The sequence below is a fragment of the Microbacterium zouquanmingi genome, assembly GCF_052266675.1.
Lineage (GTDB): Bacteria > Actinomycetota > Actinomycetes > Actinomycetales > Microbacteriaceae > Microbacterium.
The window spans coordinates 42,779-63,196 of record NZ_JBQPRA010000001.1 but is presented as its reverse complement, the minus strand read 5'-3'; the positions used below and the strand labels follow the sequence as shown (position 1 = coordinate 63,196).

General features: G+C 67.7%; 18 protein-coding genes. 14 read left to right on the top strand and 4 right to left on the bottom strand.

Annotation, left to right across the window (positions count from 1 at the left end):
• Nucleotide 1: 1 nt before the first annotated feature.
• The 3 genes from ACTU6V_RS00305 to ACTU6V_RS00295 are packed head-to-tail and all read right to left on the bottom strand — an operon-like array spanning nt 2 to nt 3,206.
• Entirely contained in the window at nt 2-1,039 is a 1,038-nt protein-coding gene (locus tag ACTU6V_RS00305) for a Gfo/Idh/MocA family protein (RefSeq protein WP_443469581.1), read from the bottom strand.
• Complete coding sequence (locus ACTU6V_RS00300) at nt 1,036-2,037, bottom strand: Gfo/Idh/MocA family protein (RefSeq protein WP_443469580.1); 1,002 nt, start codon at nt 2,035-2,037, stop codon at nt 1,036-1,038. Before ACTU6V_RS00300 ends, ACTU6V_RS00305 begins: the two co-directional genes overlap by 4 nt.
• Nucleotides 2,034-3,206: an ROK family protein gene (locus ACTU6V_RS00295; protein ID WP_443469579.1), complete on the bottom strand. Its 1,173-nt coding sequence runs from the start codon at nt 3,204-3,206 to the stop codon at nt 2,034-2,036. The genes ACTU6V_RS00300 and ACTU6V_RS00295 overlap by 4 nt, the downstream gene beginning before the upstream one ends.
• A 195-nt stretch (nt 3,207-3,401) precedes the next feature.
• Between ACTU6V_RS00295 and ACTU6V_RS00290 the strand changes: the two genes are divergently transcribed.
• The 9 genes from ACTU6V_RS00290 (at nt 3,402) to ACTU6V_RS00250 (ending at nt 12,974) form a co-directional block, all read left to right on the top strand.
• Nucleotides 3,402-4,634 carry an ABC transporter substrate-binding protein gene (locus tag ACTU6V_RS00290; RefSeq protein WP_443469578.1) on the top strand — a complete coding sequence of 411 codons (1,233 nt, stop codon included), beginning with the start codon at nt 3,402-3,404 and terminating at the stop codon, nt 4,632-4,634.
• A 58-nt stretch (nt 4,635-4,692) separates the two neighbouring features.
• A complete protein-coding gene (locus ACTU6V_RS00285; protein WP_443474599.1) occupies nt 4,693-5,628 on the top strand; it encodes a carbohydrate ABC transporter permease in 936 nt (311 codons plus the stop codon).
• The gene (locus ACTU6V_RS00280; protein WP_443469576.1) at nt 5,625-6,500 is read left to right on the top strand and encodes a carbohydrate ABC transporter permease; all 876 of its coding nucleotides are present in this window, start codon (nt 5,625-5,627) and stop codon (nt 6,498-6,500) included. The genes ACTU6V_RS00285 and ACTU6V_RS00280 overlap by 4 nt, the downstream gene beginning before the upstream one ends.
• Before the next feature lie 16 nt (nt 6,501-6,516).
• Nucleotides 6,517-7,551 (top strand): NAD-dependent epimerase/dehydratase family protein, encoded by a 1,035-nt coding sequence (locus ACTU6V_RS00275; RefSeq protein ID WP_443469575.1) that lies wholly within the window; start codon nt 6,517-6,519, stop codon nt 7,549-7,551.
• Entirely contained in the window at nt 7,551-8,612 is a 1,062-nt protein-coding gene (locus tag ACTU6V_RS00270) for a dihydrodipicolinate synthase family protein (protein ID WP_443474598.1), read from the top strand. The genes ACTU6V_RS00275 and ACTU6V_RS00270 overlap by 1 nt, the downstream gene beginning before the upstream one ends.
• Entirely contained in the window at nt 8,609-9,610 is a 1,002-nt protein-coding gene (locus ACTU6V_RS00265) for a hydroxyacid dehydrogenase (RefSeq protein WP_443469573.1), read from the top strand. The genes ACTU6V_RS00270 and ACTU6V_RS00265 overlap by 4 nt, the downstream gene beginning before the upstream one ends.
• On the top strand, nt 9,607-10,566 hold the full coding sequence (locus ACTU6V_RS00260) for a Gfo/Idh/MocA family oxidoreductase (RefSeq protein ID WP_443474597.1): 960 nt from the start codon (nt 9,607-9,609) through the stop codon (nt 10,564-10,566). Before ACTU6V_RS00265 ends, ACTU6V_RS00260 begins: the two co-directional genes overlap by 4 nt.
• Nucleotides 10,563-10,691 (top strand): hypothetical protein, encoded by a 129-nt coding sequence (locus tag ACTU6V_RS00255; protein ID WP_443469571.1) that lies wholly within the window; start codon nt 10,563-10,565, stop codon nt 10,689-10,691. The genes ACTU6V_RS00260 and ACTU6V_RS00255 overlap by 4 nt, the downstream gene beginning before the upstream one ends.
• A gap of 102 nt (nt 10,692-10,793) precedes the next feature.
• The gene (locus ACTU6V_RS00250; protein ID WP_443469570.1) at nt 10,794-12,974 is read left to right on the top strand and encodes a peptidase C14; all 2,181 of its coding nucleotides are present in this window, start codon (nt 10,794-10,796) and stop codon (nt 12,972-12,974) included.
• 99 nt (nt 12,975-13,073) lie between these two features.
• Here the strand turns inward: ACTU6V_RS00250 and ACTU6V_RS00245 are convergent, their stop codons facing one another.
• A complete protein-coding gene (locus ACTU6V_RS00245) occupies nt 13,074-13,730 on the bottom strand; it encodes a GntR family transcriptional regulator (protein ID WP_443474596.1) in 657 nt (218 codons plus the stop codon).
• A 151-nt stretch (nt 13,731-13,881) separates the two neighbouring features.
• On the opposite strand from ACTU6V_RS00245, the gene ACTU6V_RS00240 reads away from it, so the two are divergent.
• From ACTU6V_RS00240 to ACTU6V_RS00220, 5 genes are read left to right on the top strand one after another with little or no spacing between them, the layout of a single operon-like run.
• Entirely contained in the window at nt 13,882-15,414 is a 1,533-nt protein-coding gene (locus ACTU6V_RS00240; RefSeq protein ID WP_443474595.1) for an ABC transporter substrate-binding protein, read from the top strand.
• A gap of 1 nt (nt 15,415) precedes the next feature.
• On the top strand, nt 15,416-16,378 hold the full coding sequence (locus ACTU6V_RS00235; protein ID WP_443469567.1) for an ABC transporter permease: 963 nt from the start codon (nt 15,416-15,418) through the stop codon (nt 16,376-16,378).
• Nucleotides 16,371-17,216, top strand: a complete 846-nt coding sequence (locus tag ACTU6V_RS00230; RefSeq protein WP_443474594.1) for an ABC transporter permease — start codon at nt 16,371-16,373, stop codon at nt 17,214-17,216. The genes ACTU6V_RS00235 and ACTU6V_RS00230 overlap by 8 nt, the downstream gene beginning before the upstream one ends.
• Entirely contained in the window at nt 17,216-18,958 is a 1,743-nt protein-coding gene (locus ACTU6V_RS00225) for an ABC transporter ATP-binding protein (protein ID WP_443474593.1), read from the top strand. Before ACTU6V_RS00230 ends, ACTU6V_RS00225 begins: the two co-directional genes overlap by 1 nt.
• 32 nt (nt 18,959-18,990) lie before the next feature.
• Entirely contained in the window at nt 18,991-20,406 is a 1,416-nt protein-coding gene (locus tag ACTU6V_RS00220; RefSeq protein ID WP_443474592.1) for a hypothetical protein, read from the top strand.
• Nucleotides 20,407-20,418: the final 12 nt, after the last annotated feature.

Here is a 20,418-nt window from a genome sequence, read left to right as displayed (position 1 = left end):
GTCACTGGCTGCCTCGCCCGAGAGCGACGACGTCGCCGCCGACGGCTGCCGAGGCCTGAGCCGCCTTTACGATCTCGACTGTGCGGATGCCGGCTCTCGCGTCGGGCTGCGGCTGCCTGCCCTCGCGCACTGCCGAGATGAACTCCGCGAGCAGCAGCGCGTCGAGATCGGCGCCGATCGGATGCCACGTCTCACCCTTCGCGTCGTGGCCCGAGACGGCCTTGGCGAACGGGCTCACCGTGATCGAGCCGCGCTCGGCGATCACCTGCAGTGTCAGGCCGCCCCATGTGGGCGAGCTCATCGGCCAGCTCCATGAGCAGTCAATCGTCGCGACGACGCCGCTGGGGTATCGAATCGTGACCAGTCCGCCGGTCTCGACCTCGAGGTTGCGATCGGCGTGCAGGAAGGTGTTCGAGACGGCATGCACCGAGGCCGCGCGCTCGCCGAGCAGCTCGTCGAGCAGGTCGGCGCAGTGCACGACGTGATCCACCAGGGCGCCACCGCCCGCCAGTGCGGGGTCGGTGAACCAGGCGCGGTCCTGGGGCAGCTTGCCGTTGTTGATGCCGGTGACGCCGAGAACGCGACCCAGGCGCCCACTGCGCAGCTGTGCGATCGCGTCGCGCACGGTGGGGGAGAACCGCACCGGATAGGCGACCATCAGGGTCACGCCCGCACGCTCGCACACCTGCTGCATCGCGATCGCGTCCTCGACGGTCGTCGCGAGCGGCTTCTCGCACAGCACGTGGGCGCCTGCGGACGCCGCTCGCTCGACGAGGTCGCGGTGGCGCGAGTTCTCTGCGGCGACGACGACGGCATCCGGCTTCCAGGCGAACGCCTCGTCGTAGCTGTCGACATATTCGACGCCCAGTTCGGCGGCGAGTTCGGCGCCGCGCGGCGCGTCGTCGGGAGCCACTGCTCCTTCGGGGTCCGCGGCGATCAGCTCGACACCGGGCATCTCCTTCAGCGCGTGCACATAGCTGAGCGCGTGGGTATGGGCGAACGAGAGCACGGCGACGCGCAGCGGAGTGAGCGCGGTCATGCGGCGGCCTCCTCGGCCTCGACGTCGAGTGAGACGGGGGCGCCGGTGATGATCGAGGCGTAAGCAGCCTCGGCCACGGCGACGGCCGCGATTCCGGCGGCCGGCGTCACCAGCGCATCGCGATCCTCGGCGATCGCGGCGAGGAAGTCGGCGATCTCGGCATAGTAGGGGCTCTCTTGCGGCGACATCGGCGGCAAGTAGTCATCATGGCCAGGCGGCACGATCGAGTCCACCCGCATCGTGGTGTCCTCGGCGCTGTCATAGCGCAGCCGGCCGGCCGAGCCGGCCACCTCGACGCTGGTGCGGAACGGCATTCCCGCGGCCACCCAGCTCCCATGGACGTGGCTGATCACGCCGTTGCGATGGGTGAGCACGACGTGCGAGGTCACCGGCACGGGCACGAGGTCGTCGACGGTGGGCGGGTTCTGCACGGCGTAGACGGATGCCACCGGTCCTGCGAACCACAGCGCCTGGTCTATGTCATGGATCATCAGGTCGCGGATGATGCCGCCGCCTGTGCTCTCGGTGAAGAACCACGGCGATGCGGGAGCGGAGCCGGCACGACTGAAGCGCTGCACGGCGACGGTGCCGATGCGACCCGCGTCGATGCCGGCCTTGATACCCGCGTACTCGCCCATGTAGCGCACCACGTGCGCAGGGAAGAGGCGCACGCCGGCGGCGACTGCGGCGTCCGCGACCTCGGCCGCGGCCTCAGCGGTGTGGGCGAGAGGCTTCTCGCAAATGACGTCTCGTCCACGGGCGATCGCGCGCAGGGCGAAATCGGCGTGGGTGCTGCTGGGGGTGACGATGTCGACGATGTCGACCAGCTCGATGAGGGAGTTCACGTCGGCGACGACCTCGAAGCCGTACTCGGCGGCGATCTCGCCGGCTCCCGCGAGCGAGGTCACGTAACCGGTGACGCCCAGGGTGCGCCAGGCATCGGCGTGCACGCGCGAGATCCCTCCGGCACCGATGAGTCCGACTTTGAGTGTGCTCACGTTCTCTCCTTGCGGGGTTCTGCGATGGCGGTGGCGTCGGCCGGCAGCGGCGTGATCGGCGGGACAGGAACGTCGTCCAGCTGGTAGATCTGCGCGGAATGGCGGTGGAAGGCGAACACGAGGGCGCCGTGTGAAGCGGCCTCGGCACCGAGCCGGGCGCCCACCAGTGGCACCGAGAATGGAAGCCCGATGTGCGTCGACAGCGCCTGCCTGAGCGGATCGAGGAACTGCTCGTGCGCGGCCGAGAGCCCACCGCCGATCACCACCATGGCGGGGTCGACGGTGAGCGCGAGGGTGGCGATGCCCCGGGCCAGCTGATCGACGAAGGCTGCGAGTTCGTCGGAGGCCGCCTCTTCGCCGTCGCGGGCGAGAGCAAAGACGTCTTCGGCTGTGCTGCCGGAGCGCCACGTGAGCTGGCCCGTCTCAGTAACCAGACCGGGGAACGCGAGACGGCCGATGTCGCCTGCGGCGTTGTGGATGCCACGGCGCGGACGACCGTCGAGGATCAGGCCCATCGAGATGCGGTTGCCGACCGAGAGGTAGAGCATGTCGTCGACGAGCTGCGCGACGCCGAGGTGATGCTCGGCCACAGCTGCGAGCCGTACGCCGTTGTCGACCGAGACCGGGAATCCGAAAGCGGACGACAGCTGCGCGCCGATGTCGACCCCCGACCACTCGGGGATGACCACCGAGGTCGTCACGCGCCCCGCGTCGTCGACGATACCCGGCAGCGACACGCCGATCGCGCGCACGCGCGAAGGCGGGATGGCCGACGCGGTCAGAGTGGAGCGGATGTCGTCAATGACGACGGCCAGCTTGTCGGCGCCGTCGCGGGAGTGGGCGACGCCGCCGAAACTCTCATGGCGGACGACGCCACCGGTCAGGTCGGCGATGACCACGCGCACGGAGGCGATGCCGATGTCGACTCCGACGACGAAGCCCGATCGACCCTCGAATGAGAACCTTCGGGCGGGGCGCCCGGCGCCGCGTCCGAAGGTGGCGGGGGCATCGGCGATCAGGCCGATCTCGCTGAGCGCGGTCATGGCGTTCTCGACCGAGGTGCGCGAGAGCTCGAGGGTGCGGGCGATCTCCGTGACCGTCGCCGAACCCCTGTCGCGCAGATGCAGTGCGACGCGGACGGCGATGGGCAGGGCGCTGGTGCGCGACATGCGGGGTCCTCTCGTCGTCGATGAACGTGCGACAAAATTAGCACACGTGATTCGCGGAATGGCCGTGATGTGATTCTCGACCTTGAAGCAATGAAAATATACCGATCTCGTGCGATTGCACCTTTCGTGCTTGACTAATTATCCAAGACCACTGTCATAATGGCATTACACCTGCACGTTCAGCAAAGGAGCATCATGCGCGTCAAGAGGATCACCGGCGTCGTCGCCGGTATCGCCGCGGTCGGCCTCATGGCCGGCTGCGCCGGAGGAAGCGGTGAGGCCAGCGGAGACCAGAGCGTCACCGTCTGGTTGTACCCGGTCATCGCCGACGAGGCCAAGCACAAGGAGTTCTGGGACAAGACGGTCGCCGACTTCGAGGCCGCCAACGAGGGCATCACCGTCGATTACGAGATCTTCCCGTGGGCGAACCGCGACGAGAGCCTGCAGACGGCGATCGCCGCCAACAAGGGCCCCGATCTCGTCTACCTGATCCCCGACCAGCTGGTCGCCTACGAGAAGTCCATCGAGCCGATGGACGAATACCTGAGTGACGAGCGCAAGGCCGAGATCCTTCCCAACGTGGTCGAGTCGGTCTCCCTCGAGGAGGGCATGATGGGCGCACCGATGCTGACCAGCACGCAGCCGCTGATCTGCAACGCCGCCACCTTCGAGGCTGCCGGCGTCACCGAGTACCCCGAGACCTGGGAAGACGCTCGTGAGATCGCACCGAAATTCGTCGACGCGGGTATGCACCTGTTCAACTACACGGCGTCCGCAGAAGCGACCCTCAACATGACCTATTACCCGCTACTGTGGCAGGCCGGAGGGAGCGTGTACACCGACGACGGCCAGATTGCCTTCAACAGCGACGAGGGCGTCGAGGCGCTGACCTTCCTGGCTGACCTTGCCGAGTCGGGTGCGCTCGACCCCGATCCGCTGACGTCGCTGCCCCCGCTCGAGCAGACTGGAATCGCGCAGGGCACGACCGCTTGCAGCTGGGTCAACTCGGTCACCGAGCTGGCCCCGATCTGGGGCGAGGAGAACGTCAAGGTGCTCGCGCCCCTCACCGACGTGGAGACGGTCACCTACGGCACCGTCGGTTCGCTGTCGATGCTGAAGGGGTCGAAGGACAAGGATGCTGCGGGCAAGTTCGCCGAGTTCGCCACCAGCGCCGACGTGATCAAGCCCTACCTGCTCGATTCCGGGTTCTTCTCGGCGCTCGAGGGCGAGCCGCTCAACGCCCCCGACTCGCTGCAGGGCCAGGTCGAGCAGTTCGTCGACGTCAGCACGGTCGGCGAGCTCGCACCGAGCGCTCGTGCGCTGATGGGCGTGCTCTCGCCCGAGATCCAGGCCGCCCTGCTCGGTCAGAAGAGTCCGCAGCAGGCCCTCGAAGACGCGGCCAAGGCCGCCGAGCCCCTGCTGAAGTGATCGATGGTGGGACGCACGGTCGTTCCGTGCGTCCCACCCGCTCCGACGAGGAATAGAAATGACGACTGCCCCACCGACGGCCGCCCCGCCCGAGCCGTCCGCACAGACGAAGAAGCGCGCGTTCGTCTCCACACGCGTGCTCGCCCGGCGCGAGGCGCGCATCGCGCTGCTCTTCGTGCTTCCTGCATTCCTGCTCTTCCTCGCGTTCCGGTTCGGGCCGGCGATCGCCGGCGTGCTGCTGAGCTTCTTCGACTACGACATCTCCGGTGAGATCGCCTGGCGAGGGCTCGACCACTTCCAGCGCCTGGTCAACGATCCGCTGTTCTGGCGGGCCCTGGGCACCACTCTGATCTACACGGTCTTCGCCGTGCCGATCTCGCTCGTGCTGTCCACGGCGATGGCACTGGGCGTGCGCCGCGCTTTCCGCGGCTCCCGGTTCTTCCGCTCGATCTTCTTCCTGCCGGTCATCACCTCGCTGGTGCTCGCCGGAGCGATCTTCGTCTGGATCTTCTCCAGCAACGGGCCGTGGTCGGCGATGATGACACCGCTCGGACTGGGCGGATCCTGGCTGGCGAGCACTGTGCTGGTCCTCCCGGCGATCATCATCGTCGGCGTCTGGTCGCGATTCGGCTACGGCATGATGATCATGATCGCCGCGATGCAGGACATCCCTCGAGAACTCGAAGAGGCTGCGCTGATGGACGGCGCGAACGCCTGGAAGCGTTTCCGCTGGGTGATCCTGCCTTACCTGAAGCCGACAGTGTTCTTCCTCGCTGTCATCGAGACGACGGCCGCGTTCCAGGTGTTCGACGTCATCTACGTGATGACGCAGGGCGGGCCTGCGAACGCCAGCTACTCGCTCGTCTACCTCATCTACGACCAGGGGTTCAAGTACTTCGAATACGGCTACGCGGCCGCCGCGGGTGTCGCCCTGTTCATCATGACCCTCGTCGTCGCGCTGATCCAGCGCCTCGTGATCGGAAAGCAGAAATGACCGCCGTCACGTCAGCGAAGAACGCACGGAAGCAGCGGTCGTACCGCGCGCTGGAGCCGAGCCGCGGGGGTCTGGCACTGCGCTGGCTCTGGCTGAGCATCGCCGCCGTCTTCAGCTTCTTCCCGTTCTACGCCATGGTCGTGCTGAGCCTGAAGCCCGGCGCCGCAGTCGAGTTCCCCGGTTCACTGCTGCCCTGGGGCGACATGTCGTTCGCCTCGTACGAACAGGTGCTCAGCGGCCAGAACATCCTGCTATGGCTGTTCAACACGCTGGTGTACTCCCTTGTCTCAGTCGTCGCGGTGCTCTTCCTGTCCGCGATGGCCGGGTACGCGTTCGCCAAGAAGCGCTTCGCCGGCAAGGAAGTGATCTTCTGGTCGTTCCTGGCGATGGTGATGGTGCCCTTCCACGTCACCCTCATCCCCACGTTCCTGCTGATCGCCAACCTCGGCGGCGTCGATGAATACTGGGGCCTGATCCTGCCGACCCTCGCGAACGCCCAGGCGGTGTTCCTCATGCGCCAGTTCATCCAGGGCCTGCCGGACGAGCTCTTCGAGGCGGCGCGCATCGACGGTGCGAGCGAGATGCGCATCTTCCTGCGAATCGTGCTGCCCCTGTGCAAGCCCGTGCTGGCCACCCTCGGCATCTTCGTGTTCCTGTGGCACTGGAACGACTTCCTGTGGCCCCTCATCATCGCGAAGTCCAACGACATGTTCACACTGACCGTCGGCATCTCCTCACTGCAGCAGCAGAACGTGCCGCTGAGCGTCATGCTCGCCGGCTCGGTCGTCGCGCTCATCCCCATCTTCATGGCCTATCTGGTCGCTCAGCGGTACGTCCAGGAGGGCGTCACCGGCTCTGGGATCAAGGGCTGAAAGGACCATCACCACCGTGTCACAGCAGAGATTCACCTCCGAGGAAGAACTCGAGCTCGCGCTCGTCGATCCCAGTCCCGCGCTGATCGCGGACTTCGAGAAGTCGTCGGGTGACCTCGTCGTCCTCGGAGCCGGCGGCAAGATGGGGCCCACGCTCGCGATGCTCGCGCGCAAGGCGATGGATGCAGCGGGTCGGGCGTCCGACACCGTGCACGCCGTGTCTCGCTTCGGCGACGCGGCCGTGGTGGAGCGATTGCAAAACGCCCGAGTGGAGGTCGTGCCGTTCGACCTGATCGAGAACGACGACTTCTCATCGCTTCCGGATGCCCCCAACGTCGTCTTCATGGTCGGTGCCAAGTTCGGCGCCGCCACCAGCCCCTCCTGGGCATGGGAGGTCAACGCCGCGCTGCCCGACCGGGTCGCGCGCCGCTACCGCGACAGCACGGTCGCCGTGCTCTCGACCGGCAACGTCTACCCGTTCCTGCCCGCCGCCTCGGGTGGCGCATCCGAAGAGGTCACCCCGTCACCGATCGGCGAGTACGCGCAGTCTTGCCTCGGGCGCGAGCGCGTCTTCGAATTCGGCGCACAGGAGCGCGGCACCAGGGTGTCGCTAATTCGCCTGAACTACGCGGTCGACCTGCGCTACGGTGTGCTCGCTGACATCGGCAGCGCGGTGTTCGCAGGTGAGCCCGTTTCGGTGGCGACCGCCAACGTCAACGTGATCTGGCAGGGGTACGCGAACGAGGTGGTGCTGCGCAGTCTGCTGCACGCCTCGAGCGACGTGTTCACCGTCAACCTCACCGGACCGGAACTGTTGAGCGTCGAGTCGATCGCTCGGCGTTTCGGCACGCTGCTGGGGCGCGAGGTCACGCTCGCCGACGAGCCGCAGCCGACGGCTCTGCTCAGCGACGCACGCCGCTGCATGGCACTGTTCGGCTACCCGTCAGTCTCGGCCGAGACCCTGATCGAGTGGCAGGCGGCGTGGATGCAGGCTGACCTGCCGATGACCGCGAAGCCCACCAAGTGGGCCGTTCGAGACGGAAAGTTCTGATGACCGCTGTACCCGCTCTGCGTCCGGAAGCGGCGCAGACTCTGGCCCGTGGTGCCGTGATCCCCGCGCACCCACTCGCCCTCACCGCCGAGCGCCGCCTCGACGAGCGCCGCCAACGTGCGCTGACCCGCTACTACCTGGACGCAGGGGCCGGCGGTGTGGCCGTGGGCGTGCACACCACCCAGTTCGAGATCCGAGATCCAGAGCACGCCCTGTTTGAGCCGGTGCTCTCACTCGCGGCGGAAGAGCTGAAGGCGGCCGGTCCCGATGTCGTGCGCATCGCCGGTGTCGCCGGCGGTACGGCGCAGGCCGTGGCCGAAGCTGAACTGGCCCGCAGCCTGGGCTTTGATGCAGTGCTCGTCAGCCCGAGGGTCTCGGGAGCTGACGATCGGGCGCTGCTCGATCGCGCTCGCGCGGTAGGCGAGGTGCTGCCCGTTGTCGGCTTTTACCTGCAGACCGCGATCGGCGGTCCGGTGCTCGATCGCGAGTTCTGGCGAGAGTTCGCCTCGATCCCCGCGGTCGTCGCAGTCAAGGCCGCTCCCTTCGATCGCTACCGCACACTGGAACTGGTGCGCGGGGTGGCGGCATCGGGTCGCGCCGACGAGATCGCGCTGTACACCGGCAACGACGACGCGATCGTCGCAGATCTGCTCAGCGAGTTCCATGTCGACTCGCCGCACGGGCACCGCACCCTGCGATTCGTCGGCGGGTTGCTCGGGCAGTGGGCGGTGGGCACGCGAGCCGCAGTGACCATGCTCGAGGTCGCGCACCGCGCGGCGGCCGGCGACCTCGAGGCATATCAGCGGCTGGGCCGGCTCGCCTCGGACATGGTCGACGTCAACCAGGCGGTGTTCGATCCAGGCAACGACTTCCACGGGGTCATCGCCGGAGTGCACGAGATGCTTCGTCAGCAGGGATTGCTCGAGGGCACCTGGTGCCTCGATCCGCACGAGAGCCTTTCGCCGGGACAGGCCGAAGAGATCGAGCGCGTGCGCCTCGCCTATCCCGAGCTCAATGACGACGCGTTCATCGTCGAGAACCGGGAGAAGTGGCTGCGATGACCCCCCCGCGCATCCTCGCCGTCGTCTCGGAGGGCCTGTTCGCTGAGTTCTTCTCGTCAGAGGATGCCGAGCGTCTGCACAGGGCTGCCGCGGATATGGGCGGGTCGTTCCAACGAGTCGATCGTCTCGAGGACGCCGTCGACGTCGGGAATGTCGAGGTGCTCGTCACGAGCTGGGGCCTCGGTCCGCTCGATGCGACACGGCTGGACCGGATGCCGCGACTGCGACTGGTCGCGCACACGGGCGCGACCATCAAACCATTCGTCACCGATGAACTGTACGACCGCGGCATCCTCATCACCCAGGCTGGAGCCGGCATGGCACGGTCGGTCGCCGAGGTCTCGGTCGCGTTCACGCTGGCGCTGTTGCACCGCATCCCCACGATGCATCACGCCCTGCGCGACGGCGGCTGGTACGACGAGCGCACCGCCGGGGCGCAGCACGAGATCCTGAACGCGCCGATCGGCGTGATCGGCGCGTCGCGCACCGGGCGCGCGTACCTGGCGATGATTCGCGCCCTCGGGGCGCGTCCGCTGCTGGTCGATCCCACGCTAGATGCTGCCGCCGCGGCCGAGTTGGGTGCTGAGCTGGTGCCGCTCGACGAAGCGATGAGCCGGTCTCTCATCGTCGCGGTGCACGCACCGACGCTGCCCGAGACGCACCACATGGTCGGCGCGCGGGAGCTCGCGCTGATGCCAGATGGTGCCGGCCTGGTCAACACCGCCCGCTCGTGGTTGGTCGACGAGGCGGCGCTGCTCAGAGAGGTGAGCAGCCGCCGGATCGCAGCCGCCATCGATGTGTTCGATGAGGAGCCGCTGGCCAGCGACAGCGCGTTCCGATCGCTGCCGGACGTGCTGCTGACGCCGCATCGCGCGGCCGGCACACGCGAGGGCAGGCGGAGTCTCGGCCACATCGTGATCGGCGAGATCGAGTCGTATCTGGCAGGCGGCCTGCTCGAGCACGCGATCTCGCGCGAGCACCTGTCATCGATGGCATGATCCCGTCGCCGTTGCGCATCGCCTTCGCGGGGCTCGCGCATTCGCATCCGTTCACCGACGCCCGCAACGCGCGCAGACTCGGGGCGGAGGTCGTTGCGGTGTGTGATGCCGATGCCGATGCGGCGACCGACTTCGCCGACCGCTTCGGCGCCCGCGTCGTCGGCTCTCCCGCTGCGCTGATCACGCACCGTCCCGATGTGCTCGTGGCCACGCCGCGACCCGATGAGATCGTGCCGCTTCTGCGCGCGGTGGCGCAGTCGGGTGCTGTCATGCCGGTGTTCTTCAACAAGGTCGTCGCCGCCACGGACGCCCAGCTCACCGCGTGGGAGAGTGCGCTCGACGACGTGCGGGCACCGGTCGGCACCGCTTCGGTGCTGCGCTTCGCGCCCGCGCTGACGCGGTTCGCCGGCGATCTGGCCGAGCAGGAGATCATCGGCGTTCGCGTGCACGCACAGCACGACAACGCGGGATTCCAGCTGCCAGGGCGCGCCTGGCAGGACGACCCCGTGCAAGGCGGTGGCACGCTGGTCACAGTCGGCGTGCACGCGTGGGAGATGATCGACCGCATCGTCCCAGGAGCGAGGTTCGACCCCGCATCGGGTTGGAGTCGTCGCTCGACCGGAGCGACGACGCGGTCGGAGGACGCAGCGGGCGTCGACGGCCTGTTGCGCCGTGCTGAAGGTGGACAGCCGATCCCAGTGCAGGTGACGATCACCGGCCTCTCCGGCCCCGACCGGTATTCCGCCGACGTGCTCACCGCACGCGGGCTGCACACGGTCGAGCTCGACGTCGGCGCGGCGAACGAGCAGCTCGGCTTCGCCGGACTGGTGCGTGCACTGCTCGAGGAGGCTCCGTCCGAACGTGTGCCCGCCCCGTGGGCTGAGGCACGCGCGGTCGTCACGAACACTATCCGCGCTGCGGGATTCGTGCGTGACGTGCAGGAATCGGGGGAATGATGACGGCATCCGAGATCGCGATCCGCCCGGCCCAGGAGTCGGACACCGCCGCTCTGGCTGCACTGCTGCGCCGCGAGCCCCGACTCGAGGGCATCCGCCATTTCACGGCGGCCGACTACTTCTGAGCCTTGGCTCAGGACCCCGTACGGAATGCGGAACGGGGACGAAGCGCCCGGAACCCCACCGCGCGCACTGACCGCGGCGACGACGCCGCAAGGAGGATGACGATGACGCATCACGAGACCCTCACACAGGCAACAACACTCGAGAGGCCCGCACCGGTACGCAGCCGGCGCATGGTGCTCGCCGGGTTCGCCGCTGCCGCGATCGGCGGTGTCGCCGCGGTGTCGGCGCCCGCCGCCGCGCAGGCCGCGGGTTCCGCCGTGCCGGCGAAGTCCACCGCCTCGAAGTCCGTCGGCGCGGCATCCGACGCCTCCGCGCTGGCGAAACTCAACGCGAAGGCAGGCGACCTCGTACAAACCGCCGGGCGCACCTCTCCCGGCGACGGCGGCGGGGCGATGTACCGGTTCGTGACGAAGGACGCCCCGCCGCCCAACGGCGGAACGGTGCTGAACGGCAAGAAGGGTAAGAAGGGCAAGAATGGCAGCTGGGCGCTGGTGCACTCGGGTACCGTCGACTTCCGCGTGTTCGGCGTCTTCGGGCCGGAGCAGAACGCCGACGACGCCCTCGACGCCATGGTCGCCGACGCGTCGATCAGCCGCATCGAGGCGCACACCGATCTCAACTTCGTGCGCCGCCATACCTTCACCCGCTCGAACATCGCGTTCGACTTCGGTGGACACCTGATGACCACCGAGGGCATCGAGAACGCTCCCGCGAACAATCCGTTCGCCGCGGTGATGTTCTTCCAGGGCGAGGTCACCGATGCGGTGCACGAGGCGAAGCTCGGTGAGGTCGTGCCCGACAATTCCGACGTGTTCCCCGTCGGTGACTCGTCGTTCTTCACGGTCGGCTCCTGGTATGCGGCCGAGGTGAACGCGCTCGCCGGCCGGTGGGAGCGCGAGCTGCAGCGCCTGGTGCAGGTGACGCAGATCGTCGATGGCACGCACATCCGGGTCAACTATCTGAACGGCTGGACGCTCGGTGAGGATCGCGTCATGGCGTGGCGCCACGTCAAGCCGGTGCAGGACGTTTCAGTGTCGAACCTGCGATTCCTCGGCAAGGGCGAAGACGAGCTCACCGGCTCACACCCGCTCGCCTTCGAGTACGCGGTTCGCTGCGACGTCGACCACATCGACGGCACCGGCACGTTCTGGCCGCTGATCCAGCGCCGCTGGAACACGTATTTCTCGACCACCGAATGCAACCTCACCAACCCGACCTCAGTGACCTGGGGTGGCGCCGGCTACCTCACGCAGCAGATCTACTGCCTGTATGGGTACGTCGCGAACTGCCACACCTCCAACGCCCGCCATCTGAACGACTGGACCGCCAGTGCGTACTGCCTGGTCGAGAACTGCCACGGCGACGGTGACGACCAGGGACCGTTCGTCACGCACGGCCAGTACGAGCACGACCTCACCTACGTCGGCAACTCGGGGCTGATGACGTTCGCGAACTCGGGCGCCGCCTGGGGCTCGGCAGCCAAGCGAATCACGGTGCGCAAGCACGTCTGCTCGTGGTTCGTCGCACGCGTGAACGTCACCGACCTGACGCTCGAAGACGTGCAGGTCATCGGCAAGAAGTCGCTCGAGGGCTCAGGCATGCTGTGGATCAATGCCGACGGTGCGCAGCTGCGCGGCTGCACGGCATCCGACACGCTGATCATCACGCAGTCGTCCGACATCTCGTCGCGGCCTACCGTGATCGCCGACTCGCACTTCACCTTCGTCGCACCAGGTGAGCTCACCAACGCGACGGTCAAGGAGCCGGTCACCTTCGTCGATACGGTTCTGCAGGGCGTCGGTGGCATGAAGATCAACGGCCCGGCGCCGGTGACCTTCCGCGGGTCGACGCTGGTCGCCGGTGAGGATGCGGATCCCGTCTCGATCGCCTCGCAGAAGGTGCGCGTCGACGGGTCGACACTGTCGGGTGTGCGTCTCGTGGCGGCGGGCGCCGACGGTCAGCAGGTCGACATCACCGGCACGCAGGTGACCGGGGTGAAGGGCGCCGCGATCTCGCGCAAGGGCGATGGCCGTCGCGACATCACTCTGGCGAACAGCGCCTTCGTCGGCGACGCCGGCGTGCACGTGCAGCTCGCCGACGGCGTGAACCACTACCGTGCGGTCGGCACGCGGTTCGAGGGCGGCTCACTCGAACTGAAGCCCGAGGCCTTCGGCAAGGGCTCAACGCTGGTGCACTCGTCGAACGTCGAGATCGGCGTGAAGCGCACCGCGGTGCCCGAGGAGTCGGATGCCGTCGTGATCGCCGCCAACGCGATCGCCTGATCCGGCTTGCAGGGTCGGGCCCGATTCATCGGGCTCGGCCCCGCGGCGGGGTGGGTTTCGGCGCGGCGGGGCCGGGGGTGTGGCAGGACGGTCTCTCGGTCAGGCGGGGTCGGCGAGCGGCTCGATCCGGGCGAAGGCGCGGGTGACGTGCTCGGCGATGACGGTGCGTGCTACATCCGGATCGCCGCTGGCGATGGCATCCAGGATCTGCTGGTGACTGTGCACATGCTCCGCCTGCTGGTCTTCAGGGAGCGCCGCGTTGGCGGCGCTGATGAATCCGGTGATGCGTCCGCGCAACTGGGCGCTGAGCTCAGTGAGGAAGCGGTGCTCGCTGAGCTCTGCAAGTGCCTCGTGGAAAGCGCGGTCCTGCCGAAGCACCTCTTCCATGTCGCCGACCTCGGCCGCCGCCATCGCATCGATGATCGCCTGCAGCCGCGCGGCCGAGGCATCCGTCCACCGCTCCTGCACGCGGATGGCCATGAACTGCTCGAGCACGGTGCGAAGGCTCGCGATCTCCTCGAGGTCTTGAGCGGTCAGTGCGGCCACCCGCGCTCCGCGGCGTGGCTCGCGAATGATCAGCCGCTCCTCCGCCAGCCGAGTGAGCGCTTCGCGGACGGGGATGTGGCTCACTCCGAGGCGCTCGGCGAGCTTGCGCTCGACCAGGCGGTCGCCCGGAGCCAACTCGCCGGAGTGGATCGCGGCCCGGAGTTCGTCCGTGACCTGCTCGGCGATGTTCTGATCAGAAACGGTGCGCATTGCGTGACCTCCCCGGGCGACGTGCCGGAAGGGCATCGCGCCCTCCTGCTCGACCGATGCTATGGCATCGAGGGCGCAGAGTAGACAAATCCGGCGATTTGCTAGATGCTATAGCAACAGTGTTCCCGATGCACCCAATGAAGGAGGCACCATGTCACGTCGACGTTCATGGCTGGCAGGAGTGGCGGTTCTCACCGCGGCCCTGTTGACGGCCGGTTGCAGCACGACAGAGGGCGGCGGCGACGCTGTCGACGGCGGTGAGCTCACCGTGGCCGCCGCGCAGGGCATCCCGCAGCTCAATCCCGCGATCCGCACGTTCGCGTGGGAGGAGGTGCTCTTCCCGCTTCTGTGGAACGGGCTCACCAAGACGGATGAGTCCGGTGAGATCGTCGGCGACCTCGCCGAGAAGTGGGAGGCTTCGCCCGATCAGAAGACGTGGACGTTCACGCTGCGCGACGGGGTGACGTTCTCGAACGGGGATCCCTTCACCGCAGAGGAAGCCGTCGCCGCGTTCGAGTACTACCTCGATGATGACACGGCGACGCAGGAGAAGAACAAGATCTCCATGATCACCGACGTCACCGCACCCGACGACAAGACCGTCGTGATCACGCTCTCCGAGCCGATCGCGACCTTCGCGGCCGGGATCGTGTGGGTGAAGATGATCGACGTCGGTTCGCTCGACACCATCGACAAGGAGCCCATCGGCACCGGCCCGTACGTCGTCGACAAGTTCACTCCGGACGACAGCGTCACGCTCGTTTCCAACGAGAACTACTTCGGCGAGGCGCCGCTGCTCGACGAGATCACCATCGTCAAGGCGGCTGAGTCGACGGCGGCCGTCACCGGCCTGCGCTCGGGTGACATCGACGTGCTGTGGTCGGTGCCGCAGGGCGACGTGGAGGGACTCGAGGCCGGTGGAGACATCGCCCTGGTCCGTCCGGACAACCCGAGCCAGTGGCCGTCGTGGGAGGTCGACACGACCTCGGCGCCGTTCGACGATGTCCGTGCGCGTCAGGCGCTCGCCTATGCCACTGATCGTGAGGCGATCCTCGAGGCGGCGTACTACGGTCAGGGCACCGTCTCGCCGACCAACAACGCACTCGGCGAGGTCAACCCCTGGTTCGGTGGCGATCTGACCGACTACTTCTACGATCTCGACAAGGCGAAGGAGCTGTTCGCCCAGGCCGGCATCACCGAGGGCAGCACGCTCACCTGGTGGGGCATCGCCGGTTCGTACCCTGAATGGAACACGAGCGGTGAGATCCTTCAGGCGAGCCTGAAGGAGATCGGCATCACTCTGAAGATCGACAACAACGACATCGGCACCTGGGTCGACTCGTTCTACCCGGCCGGCAAGTCGTTCCCCGGCTACATCGTTCCCAACTTCCAGTCGACTCCTCCTGAGCCGGCGTACTCGCTGAACTTTTACCTCGACGGTCGCTGCGAGTGCAACTGGAAGAGCGACGAGTTCCAGCAGGCCTTCGCCGGGGCCGTCGCCGAGCCGGACGACGCGGCACGCAAGGACAAGTGGGCGACCGTGCAGGAGATCATCAACGAGGAGGTGCCGCTGATCGTCCCGCTGCAGTCGACGGTGGTCACGGCCACCGGTACGAACGTCGCCGGCATCTGGGCGGAAGGCGGCGGCCAGCTGCACCTCGAGAACGCACAGCTGAAGGGCTGACGTGGTCTGGTCCATCCTTCGCCGGGTGGCGATCAGCATCGCGATGCTGATCGCCACCTCGCTTCTCGTCTTCGTCGTGCTCCGGCTGCTGCCGGGAGACCCCGTCATCACCCGGCTGGGGTCGACGCCGGGCGTGGACGCCGAGATGCTCGCGCGACTCCGTGAAGAGGCGGGTCTGGACGCGCCCATCATCGAGCAGTACCTGCGCTGGATGGGCGGCGTCTTCACCGGAGACTTCGGGCAGTCGTACTTCAACCAGTACTCCGTCTCGGAACTGATCGCGCAGCGGTTCCCCGCCACGATCGAACTGACGATCATCGGCATCCTGCTCGCGGTGATCATCGCCACGCCCGCCGCAGTCATCGCCTCGCTCCGTCCGCTCGGCGCGGTCGATCGCATCCTCACCGCGATCTCAACGGCCGGCATGGCGCTGCCCCAGTTCCTGATCGGCATCGTGCTGATTGTCATCTTCGCCGTGCAGCTCAAGGTCATGCCCGCGCGCGGGTACACGCCGTTCGCCGAAGACCCCGCCGAGAACCTGCAGAGGATGATCCTGCCCGGGCTGACGCTCGCGTTCGCCGCCGCGCCCCTGCTCATGCGGTTCCTGCGGGCGTCGATGGTCGAGGTGCTCGACGCGCCTTACATCCGCACCGCCCGCGGCAAGGGCCAGTCGGCCAGCGGAGTGGTGCTGGGGCATGCGCTGCGCAACGCGCTCATCCCGGGGCTGACCATGCTCGGGCTCATCGTCGGGTACACGCTCGGCGGTGTCGTGATCGTGGAGTACGTGTTCGGCATCCCCGGTCTCGGGTCGCTGGCGATCGACGCGGTCTTCAAGCGCGACTACGCCGTGCTGCAGTCCGTCGTGCTGTTGATCTCGGCGATGTTCATCCTCACCACGCTCATCGTCGACCTGCTCTACGGTGTGCTCGATCCGCGTCTTCGTGCAAGGAGCAGCCGTGGCTGACACCGTCTCCCTCGCCCTCCGCGCCCGGGCTCCGCGGCGCCACCTTCCTGTGGCGTCCTGGGTCTCGCTCGGCGTGCTCGCCCTCATCGTGGTGGCGTCGGTGCTCGCGCCCCTCGTCGCGCCCTACGATCCCGCGCAGCAATCCCCCGACCGCTTCGCCAGCCCATCTGGTGCGCACCTGTTCGGCACCGACGAGCTGGGGCGCGATCTGTTCAGTCGCGTGCTCTACGGTGGCCAGCTGACCATCTTCATCGCGGGCGGGGCGACACTCGTCGCGATGGTGCTCGGAGTCGCATGGGGGATGGCGGCCGCCTTCACCCGAGGGATCGTCGACGAGATCCTGATGCGCCTCGCCGACACCGTGATGGCGATCCCGCAGATCCTGTTCGCGCTCGTCTTCATCTCCGCCTTCGGGGCGGATCCCGTGAAGCTCGCGGTCATCATCGGCATCCTGCTGACACCCACCACGGCGCGCCTGGTGCGCTCCGCGGTGATCAGCGAGCTGCAGGAGGACTACTTCACCGCGGCCGTCGCCTTCGGTTCGAAGCGCTCCCGACTGCTGTTCGCGGAGGTGCTGCCGAACGCCCGTGGTCCGATCGTCGTGCAGGCGGCGATCAACGCGGCCAACGCCATCCTGCTCGAGGCCTCGATGAGCTTCGTCGGCCTGGGCATCGCGCCGCCCGAGGCCACTTGGGGAACCCTTGTGCAGCAGGGCTACCAGAAGATGTACCAGTCGATCGGCTACGTGCTGTTCCCTGCGCTGTTCATCTTCGTCACCATCTGGCTGCTCAACGTGCTCGCCGATCAGTTCGGCGGCGACAGGAAGGGGGCGCGCTGATGAGCGATTCCGCGCCGATCCTGCAGGTGCAGGACCTCACCGTCTCGTACGGAGACGTCATGCCTGTCAAGGGGATCAGTTTCAGCGTCCGCCCCGGGGAGCGCATCGGGCTGGTCGGCGAATCGGGCTCGGGCAAGTCGCTCACGGCCCTGTCGATCATGCGGCTGAACGACGGGGCGCGTCTCGGCGGCAGCATCCGTCTGGGCGATCGCGAACTGCTCGCGCTGAGCAAGCGCGAGATGACCCGTGTGCGCGGCGGCGAGATTGCGATGGTCTATCAGGACCCGATGAGCTCGCTGAATCCGGTGCGCACCATCGGCCACCAGCTCATCGAGGCGATACGACTGCACGACAGGATGTCGAAGACGGATGCCGCGACGCGAGCCATCGAGCTGTTGACCGAGGTGGGCGTTCCCCTCCCCGAAGAGCGTCTCGCACAGTATCCGCATGAGTTCTCTGGCGGAATGCGCCAGCGGGTGATGATCGCGATGGCGATGTCTTCGCGACCGAAGGTGCTGATCGCCGACGAGCCGACGACGGCGCTCGACGTCACCACGCAGTCGCGCATCATCGATCTGCTCGACAAGCTGGCTGACGAGCACGGGACCGCGGTGATCCTGATCACCCACGATCTCGGCGTCGCGGCGGGCTTCTGCGAGCGCATCCACGTGATGCGCCACGGCAGGATCATCGAGGAGGCTCCCGTCGATCAGCTGTACGCGCATCCCGAGCATCCGTACACCCAGGCGCTGCTGGGTGCGGTGGTCGATCTCACCGTCGATGTGCACAAGCCCATCCGCACCGCGGTGGAGGTGCTCGAACGGGGCACCGAACCCCTCGAAGACGCGAACGTGCGCAGTGCGGTGGACGAGGCTCGGGAGAACGGTGAGGTGCTGGTGGAGGTCACCGATCTCACCAAGACCTTCACGCTCGGCTCTGGTCGCCGCGTGACCGCCGTGGATGACGTGTCGTTCCAGATCCGCCGAGGAGAGACGTTCGGCCTGGTCGGGCAGTCCGGCTCCGGGAAGTCCACGGTGTCGAAGGCGGTGCTCGCGCTTGGTGGCATCGACGCGGGCAGTGTCGAGTTCGACGGCCATCGTCCGCATGAGATGCGCGCGGAGCCGCTGCGCCAGCTGCGGCGGCGGATGCAGATGGTCTTCCAGGACCCGTTCTCGGCGTTGAATCGCCGTCAGACCGTCGAGCAGATCATCGAGGCGCCGCTGCGCGCCCATGGCATCGGCACCAGGGCCTCGCGCGCCGACAAGGTTCGGGAGGCCATGCACCGGGTGCGGCTGGACGAGGAGTTCGCTGATCGTCTGCCGCGATCGATGTCCGGCGGGCAGTGCCAACGCGTGTCGATCGCGCGGTCCCTTGTTCTGGAACCGGACTTCATGGTGCTGGACGAATCCGTCTCGGCGCTGGACGTGTCGATCCAGGCACAGGTGCTCAACCTGCTGCGCGAGCTGCAGGCTGAGCTCGGCCTGACCTACCTGTTCATCAGCCACGACCTCGCCGTGATCCGTTACATGTCGTCGACCGTCGCCGTGATGCAGCAGGGGCGCATCGTCGAGACGGGCGGTCGCGACGAGCTGTTCGCCGCACCGCAGCACGACTACACGCGGAGTCTGATGGCAGCGATCCCGATCGCAGATCCGGTGGCTGAGCGCAGACGCCGGGCCGAGGCGGCGAAACTCTGGCAGGAGCAGGGGTCGGACACCACGGTCACGCCGACCGCGCGATGATCGGAACGACGATGACGGAGGATGCCAGCATCATGAACGACGTGCAGAACTCGACGACCCCGCGGGCGGCTCGCGTCGGCGACCCCATCCGCGTTCCGCGTACGGCGGCTCGCATCGGCATCGCCCGGCGCGACATCACCCCACCGGTCGGCATCCGCGCGAAGAACTGGGGCCCGGCCGACTGGGAGCGCTCGGAGGGGGCGCACCGTCCGTTCACGCTGACCGCGCTCGCCGTCATCGCTTCCGACGACCGTCCTCGGATGCTGCTGGCGGTGGACGGCACTTGGTGGCGTCGGGTCGCCGATGAGCAGGGCGTGCGCGGTGCGATCCTCGACGGCCTCGGGCTGGATGCCGAGCAGCTCATTCTCTCGCTGTCGCACACCCATGCCGGTGCCGTGCTGTGCGCCGCCGATGCGCACCTGCCCGGCGGCGAGCTGATCCCCGGATACCTCGAGGCGCTCGCGGCTGCGGGGATCGAGGCGGGGCGCGAGGCGCTGGATGCCGCGAAGCCGGGGCTCATCGAGTGGACGACGGGGCGCTGCACCCTCGCCGCCAACCGCGAGCTCGATCTCGACGGTCGCGCCCTGGTGGGGTACAACCCCGCGGCATCCGCCGACGACACCGTCACGATCGGACGGGTTAGCATCGACGGCGCAGTGACGGCGACGCTGGTGAACTACGCCTGCCACCCGACGACGCTCGCGTGGCAGTCCCGCGAGGTCTCACCCGACTATGTCGGCGCGATGCGCGAGATCGTCGAGCAGGCGACCGACGCTCCGTGTCTGTTCGTGCAGGGTGCGTCGGGCGAACTGGCGCCCCGCGAGCAGTACACCGGCGACGTGGCCGTCGCCGACCGGCACGGGCGATCCCTCGGTCATGCGGTCATGGCGGCGCTGGATTCGCTGCCGGTTCCGGGCGCGGAGCTCACCCTCGACTCGGTGGTCGAGTCCGGGGCGCCGTTGGCGATCTGGGCCGCCCAGGCTGCGGAGGGCGGCGCCGTGGCATCCGAATCGATGACGTCCGTCGAACTGCCGCTGCGCGACCTGCCCACCCTCGATGAGCTCGCCGAGGAGTGGCGGGACATCGACCCGCGCTCGCGCGACGAGCGGCTGGGACGTGCGCGCAACCTGCGCGACGGATACATCACGGGACCCACGGTGCAGCATCCGGTCTGGGCATGGCGTCTCGGTGACGCGGTGATCGTCGGACATCCCGGCGAGGCTTACTCGCGGCTGCAGACCAGGCTGCGCACGCGCTTCCCCGAGACGCCGATCGTCGTGATGAACCTCACCAACGGGCCCGGCTTCGTCTACCTGCCCACGCGCGAGGCGTATCAGCGCGGCGCGTACCAGGCCTGGCAGACCCCGCTGGCGGCGGGTGCGCTGGAGTTGCTCGAGGAGCATGTGATCGCCGTCGTCTCCGAACTCGTGGAGCAGCGACCTCTGTAGACTTGCTATAGC